At 68.8% G+C, this 21,701-nt stretch carries 23 protein-coding genes; 11 read left to right on the top strand and 12 right to left on the bottom strand.

The window, feature by feature from the left end:
* Positions 1-2 precede the first annotated feature (2 nt).
* On the top strand, positions 3-1,187 hold the full coding sequence (locus AB2U09_RS15435; protein WP_459193619.1) for an ABC transporter substrate-binding protein: 1,185 nt from the start codon (positions 3-5) through the stop codon (positions 1,185-1,187).
* A 28-nt stretch (positions 1,188-1,215) separates the two neighbouring features.
* On the opposite strand, the gene yjjX is transcribed toward AB2U09_RS15435, so the two are convergent.
* A complete protein-coding gene (gene yjjX / locus AB2U09_RS15430; RefSeq protein ID WP_459193618.1) occupies positions 1,216-1,737 on the bottom strand; it encodes an inosine/xanthosine triphosphatase in 522 nt (173 codons plus the stop codon).
* Between the two features lie 252 nt (positions 1,738-1,989).
* On the opposite strand from yjjX, the gene AB2U09_RS15425 reads away from it, so the two are divergent.
* The 5 genes from AB2U09_RS15425 to AB2U09_RS15405 all read left to right on the top strand — a co-directional run bounded on the left by AB2U09_RS15425 (position 1,990) and on the right by AB2U09_RS15405 (position 5,689).
* Entirely contained in the window at positions 1,990-2,958 is a 969-nt protein-coding gene (locus tag AB2U09_RS15425) for a transcription initiation factor IIB (protein ID WP_459193617.1), read from the top strand.
* Between the two features lie 95 nt (positions 2,959-3,053).
* Positions 3,054-3,962, top strand: a complete 909-nt coding sequence (locus AB2U09_RS15420; RefSeq protein ID WP_459193616.1) for a methyl-accepting chemotaxis protein — start codon at positions 3,054-3,056, stop codon at positions 3,960-3,962.
* A gap of 121 nt (positions 3,963-4,083) precedes the next feature.
* Positions 4,084-4,767: a type I 3-dehydroquinate dehydratase gene (locus tag AB2U09_RS15415; protein ID WP_459193615.1), complete on the top strand. Its 684-nt coding sequence runs from the start codon at positions 4,084-4,086 to the stop codon at positions 4,765-4,767.
* Positions 4,768-4,882: 115 nt separating this feature from the next.
* Entirely contained in the window at positions 4,883-5,305 is a 423-nt protein-coding gene (locus AB2U09_RS15410) for a DUF7575 domain-containing protein (RefSeq protein ID WP_459193614.1), read from the top strand.
* 141 nt (positions 5,306-5,446) lie between these two features.
* Positions 5,447-5,689: a hypothetical protein gene (locus AB2U09_RS15405; protein WP_459193613.1), complete on the top strand. Its 243-nt coding sequence runs from the start codon at positions 5,447-5,449 to the stop codon at positions 5,687-5,689.
* Positions 5,690-5,736: 47 nt separating this feature from the next.
* On the opposite strand, the gene AB2U09_RS15400 is transcribed toward AB2U09_RS15405, so the two are convergent.
* The 7 genes from AB2U09_RS15400 to AB2U09_RS15370 form a co-directional block, all read right to left on the bottom strand.
* Positions 5,737-6,777, bottom strand: coding sequence for a glycosyltransferase family 4 protein (locus AB2U09_RS15400; RefSeq protein WP_459193612.1), 1,041 nt, complete (start codon positions 6,775-6,777; stop codon positions 5,737-5,739).
* Positions 6,774-7,106, bottom strand: coding sequence for a DUF7347 domain-containing protein (locus AB2U09_RS15395; protein ID WP_459193611.1), 333 nt, complete (start codon positions 7,104-7,106; stop codon positions 6,774-6,776). The genes AB2U09_RS15400 and AB2U09_RS15395 overlap by 4 nt, the downstream gene beginning before the upstream one ends.
* The gene (locus AB2U09_RS15390) at positions 7,099-7,830 is read right to left on the bottom strand and encodes a hypothetical protein (protein ID WP_459193610.1); all 732 of its coding nucleotides are present in this window, start codon (positions 7,828-7,830) and stop codon (positions 7,099-7,101) included. Before AB2U09_RS15390 ends, AB2U09_RS15395 begins: the two co-directional genes overlap by 8 nt.
* Positions 7,831-8,088: 258 nt before the next feature.
* Positions 8,089-9,264: a 3-dehydroquinate synthase II gene (locus tag AB2U09_RS15385; RefSeq protein WP_459193609.1), complete on the bottom strand. Its 1,176-nt coding sequence runs from the start codon at positions 9,262-9,264 to the stop codon at positions 8,089-8,091.
* 622 nt (positions 9,265-9,886) lie between these two features.
* Positions 9,887-11,143, bottom strand: a complete 1,257-nt coding sequence (locus AB2U09_RS15380) for a DNA double-strand break repair nuclease NurA (protein ID WP_459193608.1) — start codon at positions 11,141-11,143, stop codon at positions 9,887-9,889.
* Entirely contained in the window at positions 11,140-11,532 is a 393-nt protein-coding gene (locus tag AB2U09_RS15375; protein ID WP_459193607.1) for a DUF7522 family protein, read from the bottom strand. The genes AB2U09_RS15380 and AB2U09_RS15375 overlap by 4 nt, the downstream gene beginning before the upstream one ends.
* Before the next feature lie 79 nt (positions 11,533-11,611).
* Entirely contained in the window at positions 11,612-13,069 is a 1,458-nt protein-coding gene (locus AB2U09_RS15370; RefSeq protein WP_459193606.1) for a HEAT repeat domain-containing protein, read from the bottom strand.
* Positions 13,070-13,199: 130 nt separating this feature from the next.
* Between AB2U09_RS15370 and gpmI the strand changes: the two genes are divergently transcribed.
* Complete coding sequence (gene gpmI, locus AB2U09_RS15365; RefSeq protein ID WP_459193605.1) at positions 13,200-14,780, top strand: 2,3-bisphosphoglycerate-independent phosphoglycerate mutase; 1,581 nt, start codon at positions 13,200-13,202, stop codon at positions 14,778-14,780.
* Positions 14,781-14,852: 72 nt separating this feature from the next.
* Here gpmI and AB2U09_RS15360 read toward each other — a convergent pair whose 3' ends face one another.
* The 3 genes from AB2U09_RS15360 to AB2U09_RS15350 form a co-directional block, all read right to left on the bottom strand.
* Complete coding sequence (locus AB2U09_RS15360; RefSeq protein WP_459193604.1) at positions 14,853-15,812, bottom strand: Gfo/Idh/MocA family protein; 960 nt, start codon at positions 15,810-15,812, stop codon at positions 14,853-14,855.
* 61 nt (positions 15,813-15,873) lie between these two features.
* Positions 15,874-16,110 carry an amphi-Trp domain-containing protein gene (locus tag AB2U09_RS15355; protein WP_459193603.1) on the bottom strand — a complete coding sequence of 79 codons (237 nt, stop codon included), beginning with the start codon at positions 16,108-16,110 and terminating at the stop codon, positions 15,874-15,876.
* A 112-nt stretch (positions 16,111-16,222) separates the two neighbouring features.
* Complete coding sequence (locus AB2U09_RS15350; protein WP_459193602.1) at positions 16,223-17,299, bottom strand: saccharopine dehydrogenase family protein; 1,077 nt, start codon at positions 17,297-17,299, stop codon at positions 16,223-16,225.
* 218 nt (positions 17,300-17,517) lie between these two features.
* Here AB2U09_RS15350 and AB2U09_RS15345 point away from each other — a divergent pair, with 218 nt between their 5' ends.
* From AB2U09_RS15345 to AB2U09_RS15330, 4 genes are all read left to right on the top strand, one after another.
* Positions 17,518-18,012 carry a YciE/YciF ferroxidase family protein gene (locus tag AB2U09_RS15345; protein ID WP_459193601.1) on the top strand — a complete coding sequence of 165 codons (495 nt, stop codon included), beginning with the start codon at positions 17,518-17,520 and terminating at the stop codon, positions 18,010-18,012.
* A gap of 140 nt (positions 18,013-18,152) precedes the next feature.
* A complete protein-coding gene (locus AB2U09_RS15340; protein WP_459193600.1) occupies positions 18,153-19,637 on the top strand; it encodes a TIGR00341 family protein in 1,485 nt (494 codons plus the stop codon).
* Between the two features lie 57 nt (positions 19,638-19,694).
* A complete protein-coding gene (locus AB2U09_RS15335; protein WP_459193599.1) occupies positions 19,695-20,051 on the top strand; it encodes a hypothetical protein in 357 nt (118 codons plus the stop codon).
* A gap of 99 nt (positions 20,052-20,150) precedes the next feature.
* Entirely contained in the window at positions 20,151-20,438 is a 288-nt protein-coding gene (locus AB2U09_RS15330; RefSeq protein WP_459193598.1) for a GYD domain-containing protein, read from the top strand.
* 41 nt (positions 20,439-20,479) lie between these two features.
* On the opposite strand, the gene AB2U09_RS15325 is transcribed toward AB2U09_RS15330, so the two are convergent.
* Positions 20,480-21,691, bottom strand: a complete 1,212-nt coding sequence (locus AB2U09_RS15325; RefSeq protein WP_459193597.1) for a site-2 protease family protein — start codon at positions 21,689-21,691, stop codon at positions 20,480-20,482.
* Positions 21,692-21,701: the final 10 nt, after the last annotated feature.

Here is a 21,701-nt window from a genome sequence, read left to right as displayed (position 1 = left end):
CGATGCGACGGAGAACGTTCATCGCTGGTGGGACGAGCACAGTAATCGGGGTCCTGGCCGGTTGTACCGGGGGCAGCGGCGACGACACGCCCGAGACCGAAGGCGGATCCGATCGGAGTGAGGCGGCGACGGGAACCCCGGAAGGGGCGGGGACTGCCGACGGGAGCGGGGGGACGGCGACGGAGACCGCGGACAGCTACACCGTCTCGATGGAGCCGATGGGACCGGTCACCTTCGACGGCCCGCCCGAGGACTGGATGGCACTACTCCCGAGTTACGCCGACATGGGGATAGCGCTCGACGCCGGGCAGACGCTCGGGATCCAGTTGCCCTACCGGTACGCCAGTCACTTCTACGAGGAACTCCCCGGCGTCGAGTACGATCCCGACGCGGTGACGACGCTCTATCAGGACGGCGTCGACAAAGAGCGTTTCTACGAGATCGACGCCGACGTCCACTTCATGGAACCGAACCAGCTCATCCACTGGTACGGCTGGGACGAGGCCGACGTGCAGGAAATCGAGGACAACGTCGGCCCCTTCTTCGGGAACTTCATCCGGCGGCGCAGCGACGGCTGGCACGACTACCCCTACTACTCGCTGTACGGCGCCTTCCGGAAGATCGCAAAAGTCTTCGGCCGCGAGAAGCGCTACCGGCAGTTCAGGGCCTTCCACGACGAGTTCCTCGCGGACCTGCAGGAGCGGCTCCCCGAGGAGACGCCCGAAGCGGCGCTGGTCTACCCCGCGGATGAGCCGCCGGAGACGTTCTACCCCTACCAGCTCTACGACGGCGGCGTCGGCAAGAAACAATGGCGCGACCTGCGACTGCGCGACGCCTTCGAGGGGACGGACGTGGGCCACTACGCCGGCGACACGAGCCTCGAAGTCGACTTCGAGACGCTGCTGGACATCGACCCCGACGTGCTCCTGATCCGCGGGCAGGAGAAGCGAGACCGCGCGGCCTTCGAAGACCACATCGTCGACCCGCTGGCCGACCACACGCTCGGGAGTGAACTGACCGCCGTCCAGAACGGCGACGTCTATCAGGGCGGCTACCTCGATCAGGGGCCGATCATCAACCTCTTCCAGACCGAACTGGCCGCCCAGCGGATCTTCGGCGACGAGTTCACCGAGGACCGGCTGTTCGACCGTCAGCGCCTCGCCGACGTCATCAACGGCGAAGCCTGAGCGCGGCCCTCGCGGGACCGCCGGCGGATCAGTATAGGTCGGTCGCGAACGGGCCGAACGCACCGGCGACCGCGTGGGCCAGCGCCGACTCGCGGTCGACTGCCTCGCCCGTGAGAACGCCGGCCGCGCCCGCTCGTTCGCTGACCCCCTCCGTATCGAGCAGGTCGTCAAGCACCGGCCCGAGTTCCTCGCCCGACCGCACCCGCTCGGCGACGTCGTCGGGCAGTCGCAAGAGCGGGCCGCCGCCGCGTTCGAGGCGCTCGCCGTCGGTGACCGCGGCCCACATGATCAGGTACAGCCCGGGCCGCTCGTCCAGTTCGGCGACGCCGCCCTCGATGCCGACGCCGTAGGCAGCGTCCGGATCGACTTCGAGCGCCCGAGCCGCGCGGTTCTCGGCGCCCGTGACCGTCTCGGTTCGGCCGCGGGGCTGCTCGGGTACGCCCGAGTCGACCGCGACGCCGGCCACCTCGGCGTCGAACAGGTCGTCGACGACTCGCTCCGTCGCGCGGATCTTCACGGGGTTCTCGCTTCCGACTGCGACGCGTTCCATGCCCGAACGCTTCCCGACGCGCGGCTTGGCGGTTTCGCTCTCGACTCACCCCGGGCGAGTATATAAAATCACGAGTAACCAGCATGAAAATCGTTCACACTCCCCCCGAATTTCCGCCTCAGCGGCGTTTCAGCGAGACGGGGGTTTCGATACCAACAGATTTATAAAAGTATCTCCGAATGGTTGTCTCACCATCGGACGCGTCCGGGATTTTCGCGGCGCTATCTACCCGGATGAGTACGCCCCAGAGCCATGAGCGACTCTCGACTCAGAACCCAGCGAACAGACGTACAGGACGAGGAGACCACCGACGAGCGGGCCGACCAGTCCTGCCCGGAGTGTAGCGGCCACCTCGTGGTGGACGACGAGCGCGGCGAGACGGTCTGTGAGGACTGCGGGCTCGTCGTCGAGACCGACGAGATCGACCGCGGCCCCGAGTGGCGCGCCTTCGACGCCAGCGAGAAAGACGAGAAGTCCCGCGTCGGCGCACCGACGACGAACATGATGCACGACAAGGGCCTCTCGACGAACATCGACTGGCGCGACCAGGACGCCTACGGCAACTCGCTGAACTCGAACCAGCGCCAGAAGATGCAGCGCCTGCGCAAGTGGAACGAGCGCTTCCGCACGCGCGACTCCAAGGAGCGCAACCTCAAGCAGGCGCTCGGCGAGATCGACCGCATGGCCTCGGCGCTCGGCCTGCCCGAGAACGTCCGCGAGACCGCCTCGGTCATCTACCGCCGCGCGCTCGACGAGAACCTCCTGCCGGGCCGCTCCATCGAGGGCGTCTCGACGGCGTCGGTCTACGCCGCCGCGCGCCAGGCCGGCGTCCCTCGCAGCCTCGACGAGATCAACGAGGTCTCCCGCGTCGAGCGCGACGAGGTCGCCCGGACGTACCGCTACGTGGTCCGCGAACTCGGCCTCGAAGTCGCGCCGGCCGACCCCGAGAGCTACGTGCCCCGCTTCGCCTCCTCGCTCGGCATGTCCGACGAGGCCGAACACCGCGCCCGCACGCTCCTCCAGAACGCCAAGGAGCAGGGCGTCCACTCGGGCAAGTCCCCGGTCGGTCTCGCGGCCGCCGCCGTCTACGCCGCCGCGCTCCTCACGAACGAGAAGACGACCCAGGCAGCCGTCTCCGAGGTCGCCGACATCTCAGAGGTCACCATCCGAAACCGCTACCACGAGCTGCTGGAGGCCGAGCAGGGCCTCCCCGTCGCCTGACTCGGACGCGGTCCGCTTCTCCAACCGACCCTGTCGAGAATCAGGCCTGATAACCGCGGAGGTACGCTTAATTCGGTCGCCCGCCGCGTACGCCTATGGCTTCCGAATCCGGCGATCTCGCCACTGACGCACTCGACGTCGCGGACGGCGAGGGAGACATGACGGTAGACGAACTCGGAACAGCGATAGACGAACTTCTGCGGGCTTCGGAGAGCGTTTCCGGCAGTTCTCAGCAGATCAGCGATCTGGCCAACGAGCAGTCCGAGACGATGCGGGAGGTCGCGGGGGAGATCTCCAATCTCAGCGCCACCGTCGAGGAAGTCGCCTCCAGCGCGAGCCAGGTGCGACAGGTCAGCACCGAGGCCCGCGATCTGGCCGACGACGGCCGCGAGATGGCCGACGACGCCATCGACGCGATGGAGGCCGTCGACGAGGCCAACACCGAGGTCTCAGAGGACGTCGATCAACTGCGCGACCGCATCGACGAGATCGACGAGATCGTCGAAGTGATCAACGACATCGCCGACCAGACGAACATGCTGGCGCTCAACGCCTCGATCGAGGCCGCCCGCGCGGGCGAGGCCGGCGAGGGCTTCGCCGTCGTCGCCGACGAGGTCAAGAGCCTCGCCGAGGAGTCCCAGCAGAACGCCACGGAGATCGAACAGCTCGTCTCGAACATCAAAAGCGACACCGAGAGCACCGTCGACAGCATCGACCACGCCAACGAGCAGGTCGAAGAGGGCATCGAGCAGGTCGACGACACGGTCGACGTGCTTCGAGAGATCGACGCGGCCGTCGAGGAGGCCGCCCAGGGCGCCCAGGAAGTCGCCAGCGCCACCGACGAGCAGGCCGCCTCCACCGAGGAGGTCGCCTCGATGGTCGACCAGACCGCCGACAGCGCCGAGGAAGTCGCCGGCGAGATCGAACGCATCGCCGCGGCCAACCAGCAACAGACCTCGAAGATCACCGAGATCCAGGCTCTCGTTCGCGACCTCGAACGGTAATCGAACCGCGAACGACGACCGGTCCGCGGCTTTCGGTCGGTCTGGGCTCGGCCGGGACACCACCAGTCGGTCCCGGACGCGGATCCGGGCGCTTTTTTCCCGTCTCACCGAAGGCGTCGACATGCACATCGACTTCTCGTCGTTCGTCCTCGCGGCCGCGACCGCGGACCTGCGCGACGAACCGACGGCCCGCGATCACGCCGACGCGGTCGAGTTCCGCCTCGACATGGCCAGCGACCCGCTCGACGCGCTCGCAGCCTACGACGGCGAACTGCCGCTGATCGCGACCAACCGCCCGGAATGGGAGGGCGGCGACGTGGAAGACGGTCAGGCCCGCCTCGACGCGCTCCGGACGGCGGTCGAGTACGACGCGGTCGCCGCCGTCGATCTGGAACTCGCCGCGCTGGAAGACGGCGACGCAACCGACCTCGCCGAGTACGCCCGCGAGCAGGGAACCGCGGTCGTCGTCTCGACGCACGACTTCGAGGAGACGCCCCACCGCGACACCATGCGGGAGTTGCTGGCCGAAGCGAGCCGCTGGGGCGACGTGGCGAAGCTCGCGGTCACCGCCGAGGGCGCCGGCGACGTGCTCGACCTGCTCGGCGCGACGTGGGACGCGACCACCGACGGCGAGACGGTGGCGACGATGGCGATGGGCGAAGCCGGTCGCCACTCCCGCGCGGTCGCGCCGCTGTACGGCTCGCGCATCGGGTACGCGCCGGTCGACCCCGCCGACGCGACCGCCTCCGGGCAGTACGATCTGGCGACGCTGTCGGCGCTCGTCGACAGGCTGCAGAGCGAGTGACTGGCTGACGGTCTCCTCTCGGCACGCCCTCGCCGACGATCACCCCGCCGAGCGGCCGAAATACCCGGAGTCGGAAGCTTAACAACGCGCGACACCCGAAATGGAGCAACTAACAGTGAGTACTCGGAACAACTCGCGACCGTGGCTGGCGGCCCTGCTCGCCTTCCTCTATCCCGGCCTCGGGCACGTCTACCTGCGCGAGTGGCTCCGCGCGCTCGTGTGGTTCTTCCTCAACGCGACGAGCTTCGCGCTCCTGAGCGAGGACGCGGTGCCGGAGACGCTGAGCTTCGACGCGCTCGTCCGCGCGGCCGAGAACATCCCGCCGGAAGCCGCGCTCGCGCTCGTCTCGATCACGCTCTTCAGCATGATCGACGCCTACTGGATGGCAAAGCGCCAGAACCAGACCGAAGCCGTCGAGGAGGGGACGACCTGCCCCAACTGCGGCCGCGACGTCGACCCCGACCTGGAGTTCTGTCACTGGTGCACCGAGCGCTTGGATCCCCAACCCGAGGGCGACGACTCCGAAGCGCGAGTCTGACGACGCGGAGACGGTCTCGGAGAAGTTCTGCAGCGCCGATCCGCCGAACGTGAGACGGGACGCGTCGCTATCGGTCGGCTGTTCTCGAGTGAGAGTGTCACGTTCCAAAAGGGCTTATTGCACTCCGCGGAACCGTTCGCTATGCCCGCGACGAGTCTCGCGTTCCTCGCTGCACAGCTCCTCCTCTCGGGAGTCATCGCTTATTCGGCGAGCAAACACGGGTCGCAGTCGGCGTTCCTGGCGGGCGCCTTCGTCTTCGCACTCGGGTTTGCCCTCGTTCTCGTGCTCGACACCGTGCTCGGACTGTTCGTAGTCGAATCGCTCGTCGTTCTCGGCTATTACGTGAAAGTACGAACGGGCCGGCAGTCCCCCGTTTCGGAGTGAACCAGACGGATCGAGAGCGAGACGATTCCAGAACGACAGCGCCGGAATCAGCGGGTCGGCGTCCGCTCGTTGGTCGGACCACTCACGACTTCGTCGTAGAGGGTGATCAGTTGCTCGCCGACGGCGTCGAGGGTGAACTGTTCGGTCGTTTCAGCGGCGTTCGCGCCGATCCGGTCGCGCTCCTCGGCGTCCTCGCAGAGCGCGGCGATGGCGTCGGCGAACTCCGTCCCGGTCCGGCACTTGCGACAGTCCTCGCCGTCGTCCAGCCACTCGTAGGTGGGGATGTCGCGGATGACGGGCGGCTTCCCGCAGTGCATCGCCTCCAGCAGCGCCATCCCCTCGTTCTCGTTCTTCGAGGGCCAGAAGAACACGTCGCCGGCGGCGGGCGCGCCCCGCGGGTCCTCGATGTACCCGGTAAAGGTGCAGTTCTCGGGGGAGTACTCGACGAGTTTGCGCGTCTCGCGGGGCTGGAGGAACTTGTCGAGTCGCCCACCGGTCGGGTTGAGGTAGCCGAACCAGGCGAAGTCGTACTCCGGGAGCGCCTGTGCGGTCTCGACGAACGTCCGCAGGCCCTTGCGCTTGATGACGTGGCCGAACATGAAGACGACCGGCGGCTCCAGGTCGTAGCGGTCCAGGTACTCCTCGCGGAGGGCGGGGTCGTCCCAGCCGGCGAAGCGCTCGTCGTCGAAGCCGTTGGAGATGACAGTCGACGGCGTGTCGGTGTACTCCGCGATCACCCGCTGGTTGTGCTCGGAGGGGCAGATCAGGTGGTCCGCGAGGCCGTAGGCGTAGGCGAGGTAGGGGCGCAGGGGCTTCGCGAGCGCGTTCGAGAAGACGAAGCTGTCCCGGAAGTCCGCGGCCGTGTTGTGGGTGTGGAAGAGGACGGGGATCCCGCGGCGGCGGGCGCGCTTGGCGTAGTAGAGAGAGCGCGGGCCGGCGTTGTTGAGGTGCAGGAGGTCAACGTCGAGCGACGGCTCGGTGGTGTAGTCGATGCCGTGGCGGTCGAGGATCTCGCGCTGGTTGTTGACAGACTGGGCGAAGCCGCCGGTGACGACGCCCTCCCCCTCGAAGTAGTGGCTGACTCTCATAGCAGTCGCGCCACCGCCCGGCCGGATTCGGTGAGCGCGTAGCCGTCGTCGGTCTTCGCGACGAGCTCGCCGCGGAGCCGGTCGAGGTGGTAGTTGAACTGCCCGGAGTCGGTCACGTCCACTCGCGTCCGCAGGTCCGAGAAGCGCACCGCCTCGGCGTCGGCGTCGGCGAGCGCCGCGAGGATGCGGACGCGCGTCTCGTTGCTGAGGAGCGTGAACGTGTCCGATACCGCCGCGGGGTCGACGCGCTCGTCCCGGTCAGCGTCGACGACCTGTCGCGGCCCGTCGCGGTCGCCGGAGGCGTCGCCGCCGTTCGCCTGCTCACTCATCATCGAAGAGCACCTCCGGGATCCCGACGTCGGAGACGACCGGCGCCCCGTCGTCGTCGCGGCGCCAGGCGATGGCCGGACCGACCTCGTAGGCCTCCTCGCCGTCGAACGACAGCGTCGCCGTCCCGCCGCGCGCGAGGTGTTCGTTGATCGACTGGCGGGTCTCCCGATCGAAGCGGTTCATCCCGGAGACGGACTTGCCCCCACGGACCGCGACGACCTCGAAGTCGAGACCGCCGCGGCTCGTCTCCAGGCGGACCCGGAGGGGCACCCGGTAGCGCGGGTCGTCCCCCGTCACGTCGTCGAATCGGAGGACGGCGTCCTCCGCGCGTTCGAGTTCCGTCATCTCGCGTTCGAGGCCCGCGCCGGCCGCGTCGACGGACTCCATCGACGCGCGAAGTGACTCCCTGACCTGATCGTGGACCTGTCCCTTGATCTCCTCGACCATCGCGCCGATGGAGTCGCCGTGGTCGACCGGACCGGAACCGAACTCGACGTTGACGTCGTGACCGTGGTGACCGCGCCGGTCGTCCGCCGCGCGGCGGTCCCCCTCTCGGCCGGGGCTCGCGCCGGGCGGCTGTGGCTCTCCCGGTCGCTCCTGCGGTTCCTCGCGCAACCCCCGGTGGAGCACCTCCTCCCAGGAGAGGTCGAGTTCGCGCTTGCGGGCCTTCATCCGCTCGAAGACCTCGTCGTCGTCGATGGTGATCCGCACCTCTCTCGCCATAATGTGAGTTCTAGAAACGATCGTATTTAAAACTTCGCTGTATCACTCACATCGAACTCACATCAGACTGCGAATCGATACGGATCGGTGCGGATCGACGTGCCAGATGTGCGTCGCAGCGGGACGTCGAGAGAGATCGACCGCTGGCCAGACCGGATTCGAGGAGTGCCGGCCGCTTTCCCGCCAAGGAGCACGATACAGGCGAGTTCGGAGAGGGACAGCGTGGAGAAAACTGGGAGATCGCGACGGCAGCGAGGGCTACTGTTCGATGATGCTCTCTTCGATGGCCTCGCCGAAGTGACGGGCCTTGTCGCCGTAGTAGACGAGCACGTCGTCGCCCTCTTCGAGGTCGGTCACGGCCTTGCGACCCCCGCTCGTGGCGACCTTGATCGTCTCGGCGTTCTGCAGCAGCGTCTCGATGCGGTCGACACCCTCGTCGGTCTCGACCTCGGCGCTGACGCGGAACATCGGCCGCTTCTCGATCTTGACGCGGCCGACGATGGCCTCGCGGGTGCGGCCCTCGGTGTCGACGACCTGCACCTCGTCGCCGCTGCGCAGCTCGGAGAGGTACTTCGTCCCGCCGTCGGGCGTGCGGACGTACGCGTGGACGGCCCCGGCGTTCACCCGGAAGGGCCGGGAGGCCACGTACGGCGACTCCGCTGTCTCGGCGTGGACGAAAAAGAGGCCGCGACTCATCGACCCGACGAGCATCCCCTCGTCGTGTTCCATGAGGTTCCCCGTATCGATGCAGACGCGGTCGGCGGAGCCGGTCTGTTCGATCTCCTGGATCTCCGCTTCGACGAGGTCGACCTGCTCGCGACCCATCTCGTCGCGCACCTCGACGGTCTTGCGGATCTCGTCTAGGTCGTCGGTGTCAAGCAGGACCGAGTCGGCGCCGATTTCCAGCGTCTCGTAGGCCGTGCGGGCCTCCTCGGCGGTCGTGACGCCGGCGACGAGGTTCGTCTCCTCGCCGATGCGGGCGATGAGGTTTTCGAGGGGGATGATCTGCCAGTCCTCGCCGACGACGATGGTGTAGTCGGCCGCCGTGGCGACTTCCTCGGCGAACTCCTCGTAGCGCTGGTCGAAGATGCGCACGTAGCCCGCCGTCGCCTTGCCGTCCTGGCGCAGGACGGACAGATCCGCAGAGCCCGAGAGGTCGCCGGGGATGTCCATCGACCCGTCGCCCTCGCCGTCCTTCCCGACGACGGCGATATCGGGTTCGTCCTCCTCGTCGGCCTCCGCGTCCATGACGTGGACGTCGCCGTTGGTGAACGCCGCGACGTTGACCGCGCCGAGGTCGCGGACCCGCTCGACGTCTTCCTCGTCGACGAGGACCCAGTCGACGCCCGCCTCGAGTCCGGCGGTTATCCGCCGCTTGCGCTCCTCCCAGTCGCCGACTTCATCGTCGGCCTTCAGCCACACTTGCCGTGTCATGTATCCACGCTCGCTCCCGCCCGATTTGAACGTGGCGGAAGCGGCGCTATCAGTCAGCGGTCGCGTGATTCAGTGGTTCACCCCTGCTGTCAGGAACTGTCTCGGGGCGGTATTCGAGCGGGAGCGCTGTCGCTTGTCGGTCAGCGGTCCGGTGGACAGAACGCGCGAGTACCCCTACCCGCTGTCCACCGACGTACCCGCGAATCGTTTGACACTGGAAATATGTTTTGTGGTTTGTGAGAGCGAGGTGAACGGTTTCTCGATGGAAGAAGAGACTACCCCGGGGCACACTGAACGTTGAAAGCCCTCGGCACGCTCGCTAGGTGGAGCCGTGACTGCAGGATACATTGAGAGATGAAAGCCCTCGGCGCGCTCGCGGTCGCTGAGCGACATACCCTCGTTGCACTCGGGTAGGGGTCGCTCAGGCGGCTGAACTGTACGCGAGCCCGCCTCGCCCTTTCAGTCCACCAGGAACCGCCCCGCACAGCACTGCACCGCACCGCAGACGGCCACGGGCCTCCCCAGCCGATTCGCTCGCTCCCGTCGGTCGCTCTCTCATCCCTCGCACGACTACGGTCGCGCGACGAGACGCGCGACAGCGCGCGCCACTGCACGTTCGGCGCTACACCAGTTCTTCGACGTCGACGCCCCAGCGTTTGTCGTCGTACTCGCGGTGGCGGTCGCTGCCGAGTTCGCGCTCGATGCGCCGGCGGAGCTGCTCGTTGGCCTGCCGGTCGATGTGCGCGAGTTCGTCGGCCTTGGCGACGGCGAGCGGCGGCCCCTGCTCGCCGGCCACGTCGTGGAGCACCTGCAGGCGGAGCGCCTCGCGGGTGTCCTCGTCCTCGGTGAAGGCGTACGGTGCCTCGATGCGGTAACAGAGGTCGTCGCGGGGGTCGTAGCACACGAAGAAGGTGACCTCGTAGGCCTCGGGGTCGAGGCGGCGCTCGATGCCGAGGGCGTCGCCGTCGGCGGCCATGACGCGGTCGGTGCCGACGCGCGAGCGGAACCACCCCGTCGCAGTCAGGGCGTCGGTCTGGAGGTCGCCGCGGTCGTCGCGGCGAGCGAGCACTCGCTGGAAGAAGGCGTTGTCGTTGGCCCAGGGGGCGTTGGTCTTCTCGCGGACGACCTGCGTGATCGCCTTGGCGGTGCTGTTCTTGATGAAGCCGATCAGGGGTACGTCTCGCTCGACGAAGTCCTCGACGAGGCGGACGTAGTTCCCGACCACGTCGCGCGGGCGCTCGTCTTCGGTGAGCAGGTCCGCGAGCGCGGTGTCGCGTTCGGCCCACTTGAGGAGGCCGGTGGGATAGAGGGGACCGTCGAGGATCAGCAGGTCGTCGACGATGCCGGCCTGTTCGAGGGCGTGCTCGCTCTCGGCGAGGTAGAGCGCCAGCGCGTGGACGACGTTCTGCTCGTAGCGGTCGACCCGGGGGGCGTGCAGCGCGCGCTTGCGGACGTAGCCCGAATCCTGCATCGTCCAGTCGTCCTCGCCGAGGACGTAGGTGTCGTCGTTGGAGTGAACGGTCATCACGATGGTCCGCGCGCGGTGAAGGTCCAGATCGGAGGGGACGCCGGCCATCGCCGCCTGCGAGACGTCCAGTACGAGGCCGTTCTTGAACGTCGTCGGGTTGATCGTGCCCGAGTCGAGGCCGTGCTGGGTCGGGAACGGAGCGTCCCGGAGGGCGACGGCGTCGATGGGTACCTTCTCGCGGACCTGCTCGCCCATCGGTTCGAGGACGGGGTCGCCGTCGCGGTAGAGCGGGTCGAGGAACTCCGCCCAGACGGTCTCGGCGGCGTTCTGGTGGTCGTTCTCGTCGACGCCGGCGCCGACGCGGCCGGCGAGGCGGGCGATGCCGTCGACGTGGACCGGGTCGAGGGTCATTCCGCGGTCGGGTCCTCGGCGAGCATCTTCTCGATGGCGTCGGCGATCTCCTCGTAGGACTGCATCTGGAGGCCGTCGGTGGTGATGAGGACGCCGCGGCGCTCGCCGGTCACCCGGAGGAGGTAGCCGTTGGTGAACGCGCGGACGGTAAAGCGGTACTCGCCGAGTTCGGAGGACTGGTAGGCGTTGCGCGTGTCGCGGAACCCGCGCCATTCGTGGCCGACGAAGGTGTCCAGGTCGGCGTCGCGTTCCAGGTCCTCGCGGAGGTAGAGCTGTTCGAAGTCCGAGCGCGTGAAGAACGTCACCGACCGGAGGCTGTCGCCGGTCGCCGTCCGGGCCGTCGTGACGATCTGGTCCGCCAGTTCGTTCGACAGCAGTTGCGCGTCCATACCCCCACGACCGCCCGCCAGACCCAAAGAGATAGCGGTGGTGCGAACGGTCGCAGTCCGCCACGTCCCCGTCCAGTGTTCAGGACCGCTCGGGCGGGTCGAACGTCGCGTCGGGACCCGCCTCGATGGTCTCGACGGCCTCGTCGATCAGCGTCAGCACGCGGTCAGACGACTCGCCCTCGCGGCGCGCCCGAAGCGCGTCGAGCGCGCGCTCGTCGCCGATCCGACCGAGCGCTCGGGCGGCGTGGCCGCGGGCTCCGGTGTCGGCGTCGCCGAGCAGACCCGCGAGAGCGTCCACCTCATCCCGGACCGCATCGGGCCGAGTCTCGCCGACGACGCCGAGGGCTTCGGCGCCGCAGGCGCGGACGCCGCGGTCGTCGTCGTCCAGCAGGGCCGCGAAGGCGTCGACGTGGGGGACGAGCGCGTCGGGGTCGACGCTCCCCAGTTCGGTCAGGACGCGCGTCGCGTTGAACCGGATCGGCGCCGAGTCGGCGTCGAGCGCGGCCACCAGCGTCTCTACCCGGCCCTCGCCGGTCGTCGGCTCGGCCTCGGCGAGCGCGACGAGCGCGACGCTCGCACCCCGCCGGACGGCCACGTGGTCGTCGTCCAGCGCCGCAAAGAGCGGGGCTCGGCTCTCGATCGCCGCGAGCGCGTCCTCGTCCTCGTGTGCGATCCGTTCGAGCGCTCTCCCGGCTCCACGGCGGGCGTCCTCCGCGTCGTCGGCGAGCGTCTCGGCGAGCGCATCGGTCGCGGCCGTGACGGCATCGACGTCCACGCGGGCGACGCGGCCGAGCGCTTTGGCCGCCGAGCCGCGGACCGCGCCGCTCTCGTCGTCGAGCGCGTCGACCAGCACGTCCGCGAGGTCGGCCGCGGCGTCGGGGTCCGTCTCGCTGAGCCGTCCGATCGCCTCGGCGGCCTCCTCACGGACGACTTCGGCCGAGTCGTCGAGCGCGGCCACGAGCGGGTCGCGGTAGGCGAGCGCGTCGTCCGGTTCGGCCCTGAGGAAGTGGCCGAACGCCCGCGCGGCCGCTCGCCGGACGTCCGCGTCGTCGTCCCGGAGCGCCGACGCGAGCGAATCGGCGGCGGGATGGACTGTCTCGGGCGCTTCCCGGGCGAGTTCCGCGAGGATCACCGCCGCGTTGTGTCGGACGCCCGGGTCGGCATGGCCCAGCAGGTCCTCGCACTCCGAGACCGCGGGTTCGACAGCACGGGGGCGCTCGGCCGCCGTCCGCGAGATGGCCACCGCGACGTGCGTCTGGACGTACGAGATCGGCGTCTCCTCGAAGTACTGGACCGTCGGCTCCTGATCGGGGACCGTCGCGGCCAGCGCGTCGACGTGGTCGGCGACCGCGTCCGGATACTCCTCGGCGATCCGCGACAGGCCCTCGGCGGCGTCCCGTCGCGCGGTGGGACTGTCGCTATCGAGCAGGTCCGCGAGCACCGGCACCCGATCCAGCGCGTCCTCGGGATCGGTCTTCGCCCGCTGTGCGTCCGCCATCGCCCTGTACCGGTCGAGTGCGCGCCCCAGCAACCCCATGATACGCCGACGGAGATTCGGGCCCCTCTTAGGTGTCACGGTGCCTGCGCCGGCGACGGGAGGCGCGTCTACAGTCGAATCGGGCCGAGCGACCGACACTCACTTTGACGCCCCGGGCGGAACTCCCGGCATGGAAGCCGCGCTCGTCATCCTCGACGGCTGGGCGTTCAACCCCGACGAGGGAGTCCGCGACGCCGTCGCCGCCGCAGAGACGCCGAACTTCGATCGGTTCTGGAACGCCGGCGCCCGCGGGACGCTGGTCACCTCCGGCCGCCGCGTCGGCCTCCCCGAGGGCCAGATGGGCAACTCGGAGGTCGGCCACCTCAACATCGGCGCCGGCCGCGTCGTCACACAGGAATCGGCCCGGGTCACCGACGCCATCGCCCGCTGGCGGGCCGCACAGGGCGAGGTCGACCCCGAAGACCTCCCGCCGGACGTCGTCGACGACGGCCCCCTCCACGAGAACGACGCCATCCAGTCGGCGTTCGAGTACGCCCGCCGCAACGACGGCCGCGTCCACTTCATGGGCCTCGTCTCCGACGGCGGCGTCCACTCCTACCAGTCCCACCTCCACGCGCTGATCGAACTCGCCGCCGACGAGGGGGTCGAGGCGGTCACCCACGCGTTCACCGACGGCCGCGACACCTCGCCGACCGGCGGCGAGGACTACCTCGCCGACCTGCAGGCCCACGTCGAACAGCAGGGAACGGGCCACGTCGCCACCGTCTCCGGACGATACTACGCGATGGACCGCGACGAGAACTGGGACCGCACCGAACTGGCCTACGACGCCATCGTCGAGCGCCGCGCCGGGCACACCGCCGACTCGGCCGTCGACGCAGTCCAGGAGTCCTACGACCGCGGCGACACCGACGAGTTCGTCGAGCCGACGCTGATCGAGGGCCGACCCGCGCTGGAGGACGGGGACAGCGTCGTCTTCTTCAACTTCCGGTCGGACCGCGCCCGCCAGCTCACCCGGATGCTCGCGGACGTCCGCCCGGGCGCGTGGGGCGGCCACACCGATCCGCCTGAAACCCGCGTCGTCACGATGACCCAGTACGACGAGACGTTCGACCTGCCGACCGCCTTCCCGCCGATCCGCCCCGAAGATACTCTCGGCGAGGTGGTCTCGGAGACGGGCGGCACGCAGCTTCGCCTCGCCGAGACCGAGAAGTACGCTCACGTCACCTACTTCCTCAACGGCGGCCGCGAGGTGGAGTTCGACGGCGAGATCCGCGAGATCGTCCCCAGTCCCGACGTGCCGACCTACGACCAGCAGCCGGAGATGAGCGCCTCCGAGGTCACCGACACCGCCATCGCCGAGATCGAGGACCGCGATCCCGATCTCATGGTGCTCAACTACGCGAACCCCGACATGGTCGGCCACACCGGCGACTTCGAGGCGGCTATCGCCGCGGTCGAGGCCGTCGACGAGCAACTCGGCCGACTCGTCGAGGCCGTCCAGACGGCCGGCGGGCACGTCCTGATCACCGCCGACCACGGCAACGCCGACGACATGGGCACCGAGGAAGAACCCTACACCGCCCACACGACGAACCCCGTCCCCCTGATCTACCTCGCCGACGACGGGACGGACGGCGGCCGACTGGTCCGTGAGGGCGGCGCGCTGGAAGACGTTGCGCCGACGCTGCTGGAACTGATGGGCCTCGAGAAGCCGTCGGTGATGACCGGCGAGAGCCTGCTGGAGTGACGAGCCGGCTGTTTACACCCGATCTATTCGCATACACGCGAAGAGCGCCGTCGAGAATTCACCCAGTAGCCGCTACAGCTCGACGGGTTCGCCGTTCTCGATGGACTCGTTGACCGCGAGCGTCAGTTCGAAGGTTTCGAGCGCGTCGTCGTACGGCGAGCGCAGGCCCGCGCCGTCGCCGGTCGCCACGGCGTCGACGAACGCCTCGACCTCGGCGGCGTAGGGGTTGCGGTCGAACGACTCGTCGATATCCTCGCCGTCGACGGTGCCGGAGACGGCCTGTTCGGTCACCTCGATGGTCGCGCCGTCGGCGACGACTTCGAGGCCGTGTTTGCCGTCCTCGGCGGCGCAGGTGGTCGAGACGTGGCTGACGGCGCCGTTCTCGTGGGTCATCGTCGCCGAGGTCGCGTCGGAGAAGTCGACGGCGTCCTCGATGCGGTGGCTGCCGGCGGCCGTGACGCGCTCGACGTCGCCCGCGAGGTAGCGGACCGTATCGTAGATGTGTGTCGCCTGCTCGACGACCTGCCCGCCCGATTTCTCGGCGTGGCGCCACCAGTGGTCCTCACCGCCGGCGACGCCGCCCCACCAGTAGCCGTCGACGTAGCCGACGGTACGGTCGGCGAGGATTTCGCGGGCGCGCTCGACGCCGGCCGAGTAGCGCCAGTCGTAGCCCGCCTGCGCGAGCACGTCGTTTTCCTCGACGGCGTCGCGGATCGAGCGGGCCTTCTCGGCGGAGAGCGCGAGCGGTTTCTCGACGAACAGGTCGTAGCCGTGCTCGGCGGCGGCGATCTCCTGGTCCTCGTGAGCGAACGGCGGGAGACAGACGAAGACGGCGTCGGGGTCGGTCTCCGCGTAGAGGTTGTGGTGGTCGGAGAAGGCGGGGACGTCGAAGCGCTCGGCCGCGGACTCGGCGGTGTCGCTGTCCACGTCGCAGATGCCGACGATCTCGGCTTCCTCGATCGCTTCGAGGTTGTCGAAGTGCTGCCACTGGGCGATGCCGCCGGCGCCGACGAAGGCTAGCTCGACTGTCATGGCCTGAGTCGCGCGCCGGCGCCTCATAAAGTCCGCGTCGCCGGAAGGTTGGGCCGGTGTGTCACTCCGGTTTCCAGTCGAGTTTGATCGTGAACGCCTCGCGGTCGCCGCGCAGCAGCGACGACATCTCGCGGACGCCGATCTCCATGCCGACGTCCTCCGGCGGTGCGAGGTGGACCGTCCGGTTGTTCACGTTCACGTCGAACGACCCCTCACCGCGGAGATCCTCGGCGAACGATTCGAGCCGCTGGGCCGCCTCCTCGCGGGTCACGTCCAGTTCTTCGAGTTCTTTCGCCATGCTCGGCACTCGCGGAGCGACGGGGAAAAGTAACGGCCCGGAACCCGCGGTAACGACCACCTAGAGCCCGTCTTCGCTGATACCGTAACGGCGACGGGCCGGTTACCGGCCGCTACTGGACGACGCGCTCGGGCGCGGTCGTGAACTCCATCGTGACGCCGTGGAACTCCTCGGCGAACTCGGGGCCGAACGCGGAGGCGGGCGTCTGGAACCCGCTCCCGGCCGCGCCGTCGAGGACCCGTTCGGCCGCCGTGACCGCCGTCGCCGTCGTGAGGTCGTAGGTGTCCGGCGTCCGCATCCGGGCGCGGGCGACGGTCCCGTCCTCGGCCCGCACCTCGCCCCAGATGTGGGTCTCGCTCTCGGCGCGCTCGCGAGCAGTCGGCCCGGAGACGACGGCGTCGATCAGCGACTCGGCGGCTCCCCTGACTGGTCCGACCGTGAGCAGCCGGGCGAGCGGTCGCGTCCACTCCATCACGTCCGCGGCGCGCGAGGGGACGCCGGCGTACACCTCGATGTTCGGGATGCCCGTCGAGTAGTACGCCGAGGAGACGTCGCCCCAGGGGACCGTCACCGCGGTCGTCTCGCCCGACGGGAACTCGAACGTGCGACGCTTCCAGGCGAACGGAACCCTCTCGATGTGGCCGTCCTGCCGGACGGCGCCGGGGCGGTCCATCCCGCGGAGGACGGACTTCAGCGTCCCCGGCGAGAAGGTGCCCATGCCGTCGATGGCGAGCGTGAGTTCGGTCGCCTGCGGGAGCCGGCCGTGCAGGCTCGCCGCGAGGCAGTCGGTCGGCACCACGTCGAACCCGACCCCGGGGACGAGAGCGACGCCCCGCTCCGTGGCCTCGGCGTCGCGGGCGGCGGTCGCTTCGAGGACGTCGACGTTCCCCGAGATGTCGAGGTAGTCGGTCCCGGTGCGGAGACACGCGTCGACGAGCGGTTCGGCCGTCTCCTCGAAGGGGCCGGCGCAGTTGAGCACCGCGTCGACGCCGGCGAGCATCCCGTCGACGATGGCCGGGTGTTCGAGGCTGAACACCCGGTGGTCGCAGCCGCGCTCGGTCGCCGCCGCCTCGACGCGCTCGGCGTCTCGCCCGGCGAGTATCGGGTCGAGCCCGTCGGTGACGGCGCGCTCGCTGATCAGCGACCCGGTGTACCCGTAGGAGCCGTAGACGAGCAGGGTGCCTTCCATGCCGCTCCGTTCGAGTCCGACCGGAAAAACGAGTGTGTCCGTTCACCGTCGGCCGCCCGCTCTCCCGTCGCGACCGGCGGCACGGGGCGCGACCGAGCGGCCGTTTCGCCGCCCTTTCCGCGCGGTAACGCGAGCGTATCCCGGCGCCGTCCGCGACTCGCGGAGTAGCGAGTGGATTACTAACCGCGGGCGGGTCGAACGCCCGGACGGTGACTCATATGGCAGTGAACTCAGCGCAGGAACTGTTCGAGCACGAACTTGAAGACATCTACTACGCCGAGCACGAACTGCTCGACGTCCTCCAGCAGCTCGCCGACCAGACCGAACACGAGGAGATCGCACAGGCCTTCGAGGAACACCGCGAGGAGACGAAAGGACAGATCGAGCGCGTCGAGCAGGTGTTCGAGATGATCGGCGAGCCGCCCGAGGAAGAGGAGTGCGAGGGCATTCAGGGCCTCATCGAGGAACACCAGGAACTCGTCGACATGGACCCCGACAAGAACGTCCTCGACGTACACAACCTCACGGCGGCACAGAAGACGGAACACTACGAGATCGCCGCCTACGGGAACCTCGCCCTGCTGGCCGACCGGCTCGGCATGGACGAGGCCGGTGACCTCCTCCACCAGAACCTCGAAGAGGAAGAAGAGGCGCTGGAGAAGCTGAAGGACCTGACCGACCAGTACGACTACGAGCCGATCGTCGCCGCGTGAGCGGCCGCTGAACGGCAATCGGTCGACGGGTTCGACCCGCGCCTATCCACGAGTCGAGAACACTACCGGTCCGCCGGTCGCCGTCCGCTGCCCGTCGCTCGCCCCGACACGACAGGAGCGCGATCGCTCCGCCCCACATCATGCGATTCGTCCACGTGACTGTCCCGGAAGGGAAGCGACGGGACGTCGAACAGATCCTCGCCGACCAGGGCATCGACTACTCCGTGACCGAGGAGGTCGGTACTGTCGCCAACCGGCCGGACGGCCGAGAGTACGAGGCGGTCGTGACCTTCCCGATCCCGATCGAGGCCGTCGAGCCGACGCTGGCTTCCTTCCGCGAGATCGGCCTCGACGAGGAGTCCCACGTCGTCGTCCAGAACGTCCAGACGGTCGTCTCCGACCGGTTCGGCAAACTCCAGCAGGCCTACGACGAGCACACGCCGGACGAGCGGATCGCCCACGAGGAGATCCGGATGGTCGCGAAGGACCTCATCCCGGACCGGTACACCTACGTGCTGCTCGTGGTGGTGAGCGCGGTCGTCGCGACCGCCGGGATGCTGCTCGACAGCGCCTCGGTCGTCGTCGGATCGATGGTCATCGCCCCGCTCGTGGGGCCGGCACTGGCCGCCAGCGTCGGGACCGTCCTCTCGGACGATGGGTTGTTCCGCAAGGGGGCTTCCTATCAGGTGGTCGGGTTCGCGCTCGCGGTCGTGAGCGCGACGCTGTTCGCCGTCGTCGTCCGCTATCTCTTCCTCGTCCCGCCGAACATCGACGTGACCGCGATCGAGCAGATCTCCGGTCGGCTCTCGCCCGACCTGCTCGCGCTCGTCGTCGCGCTGGGGTCCGGCGCGGCCGGCGCCAGGAGTCTCACCGGCGACATCTCGACGCCGCTCGTGGGCGTCATGGTCGCCGCCGCGCTCGTCCCACCGGTCGGCGCCATCGGTATCGGTATCGCGTGGGGGCTGCCGACCGTCGTCTTCCGCGCCGGGTTGCTCGCGCTCGTCAACGCCTTCTCGATCAACCTCACCGCGCTGGCGACGCTGTGGGTCTCGGGCTACCGCGCCCACGGCGGGCGCCAGCGACGGCAATCGCTCGCCGACGTCCAGAACCGGACGGCGATCCTCGTGGTTGCGATCCTCGTCCTCGCGTCGATCCTCGGGGCGTTCACCTACTCCGCCTACCAGGCCGGGTCGTCCACGGAGACGATCCGCACCTCCGTCGAGACCGTCGTCGACAGCGACCGGTACGCGAACCTCACGGTGACGGAGGTCAGCGTCGAGTACGGCGACGAACCGTTCAGCCGCACGCCCACCCGCGTCGTCACGACGGTCACGACGCCCGGCGGCCGGACCTATCCGCGACTCGACGACGACATCGAACGGCGGCTCGAGAGCGAGGCCGACATCGACGTCGAGACCGCAGTCCGGTTCATCCCCGTCGAGACGACCGGCTCGACGGCGACGCCCGCGGAGAACGTCACGCGCGCACCGACCGCGTCGGCGACGACGCATCTCGGTCGGCCCCGCCCGGGACCGACGCCGTCCCGCGATGGTGATGCATTACGATCGGTATCGGTTGCGGGGGATACCGGTGGTGTTGAACCTAGCAGGCGCCGCTGCGTCTGACGCATGACCGACTGGGCTTTATACGTAGGGACGCCCTCGGATCGAGGCGAGACGACGATGATCCCGACCACAGAACGCGGCGACGACAGCGGTGTCGGCGACGATGGCAGTGTCGGCGAGGCTGGGGAGCGATCGATCCCGATCGAGATCAGCGTCGCGGGCGAGGGCGACGAGCGTCCGCCGGTCGACGACGAGACGCGGGTCGACGTCGAGGTCGACGGGCAGATGTACCCCACGGCGCGGCTCGCCGACGGTCGCTACGTCGCGTGGTGGTTCGAGACCGACGCCCCCGAGCTGTCCGACCCCGTGACGACCGAATGGGTCGCCGCCCCGACGCGCTTTCTCGCGGCGGGCACCCTCCACGAACTCTGGCAGGACCCGGCGGCCTTCGACTCTCTCCCCGACGGCTTCTGAGCCGGCGATTCGCTGGCTCTCGACGGCTTCGTGACGGCGCTCCACCGCGAGCGCGCCGTAACCCACAATGGGCTGCCGGCCCTTGTGCGACCGAATACCATGCCAACCTACATCAGCGAGGTCGACGTCCACGAGGCCGACGCCCAGAATCCGCAAGAACTCGTCTCCGTCTGGGGATCCATCCGGGAAGAGATCCACGACCTCGGGGGCGAGGTGCTGGACTCCCACGCCGTCCTCGGCGAGTACGACTTCCTGATCCTCTACGACGTCGACGACCGCGAGACGGCGTTCCAGGTGACGCAGGTCATCGAACGCCACGGCTTCGACACGCAGACGATGGAGGCGCTGCCGATCGACCGGATCGGCGAACTCGTCGACGACGTGTGAACGGTGGAGGGGTCAGGAGACGGCCGGCCACCACCAGGTAGTCAGGGCTGGCGCGACTCGTCGGCGTCGAACACGCCCGGTCCGGCCGTGTCGGCGGGTTCGGACTGGTAGCGGCCGCTCGATTTGATGATCGAGAGGGCGCTCATGATGTCCGTCCGCGTGATGAGGCCGACGAACTCCTCGCCGTCCATGACGAGCAGGCGGCCGACGGCGTGTGAATCCAGTTCCTCCAGCGCCGTCATCACGTCCGCGTCGGGCGCGACCGTGTACAGCTCCGTCGACATGATCTCCTCGACGCGGTAGGCGTCGCGTTCGACCTCCCGGACCGCGCGAGCGTCTTCGAGCGTGACGAGCCCGACGACCTCGCCGTCGCGCTCGACCGGGTAGCCGGTGTGGCGCTCGCGGAACATCGTCTCGATCAGTTCGGTGACCGACTGGTCGGCGTCGACGGCCGTGACCCGGTCGGCCGGCGTCATCACGTCGCGGGCGGTCACGCCCTCGAAGGCCGCCCGCATCACCGTCTGCTGGGCCTCCGACGCCGCCCCGATGTAGATGAAGAAGGCGATGGCGACGAGGAAGAGCCCGCCCCCGCCGAACAGCCCGAACAGTCCGAGGCCGATGGCGAACAGCTTCCCCACCTCGGCGGCGATCTCGGTCGCTCGCGCGTACGGCCGAGTGCGATTGAGCAGCGCCCGGAGGACCCGGCCACCGTCCATCGGGAACCCCGGGAGCATGTTGAACGCCGCGAGGACCACGTTCATCAGCGCGAGGTAGCCGAGGACGAACCGCGCGGCCGCGAGCGCGAGCGACTCGCCCGCGGGTACCGCGAGGAACGCGGCGTAGGAGATCACGCCGAGGGCCACGCTGACGACCGGCCCGGCGATGGCGATGGCGAACTCCTGGCGCCAGTCCTCGGGCATCTCCTCCATCTGGGCGATCCCGCCGAAGATCCACAGCGTGATCGACCCGATGGGGAAGCCGTAGCGCATCGCCACCAGCGAGTGGCCCAGTTCGTGGAGGACGACGCCGACGAACAGCCCCAGCGCCGCGACCAGCCCCAGCCCGAGCGACAGCTCCGTCGAGGTGGTGAGAACGTCCACGGGGATCGACGCCCCGAACAGTTCGTTGACGATCCCCACGTAGCGGCCCAGCTGCGACCCGATGGCCCACGCGAACAGCGGCAACACGAGGAGAAAGGTGAGATCGACGTCTATCGGGATCCCGAACGCGCTCCCGAGTCGAAATCGTCGCATACCCGGAGAT

This window comes from Halosimplex yunnanense (genome assembly GCF_054504345.1).
The sequence above is the reverse complement of the archived record's forward strand: the minus strand, read 5'-3'. Positions and strand labels throughout refer to the sequence as shown.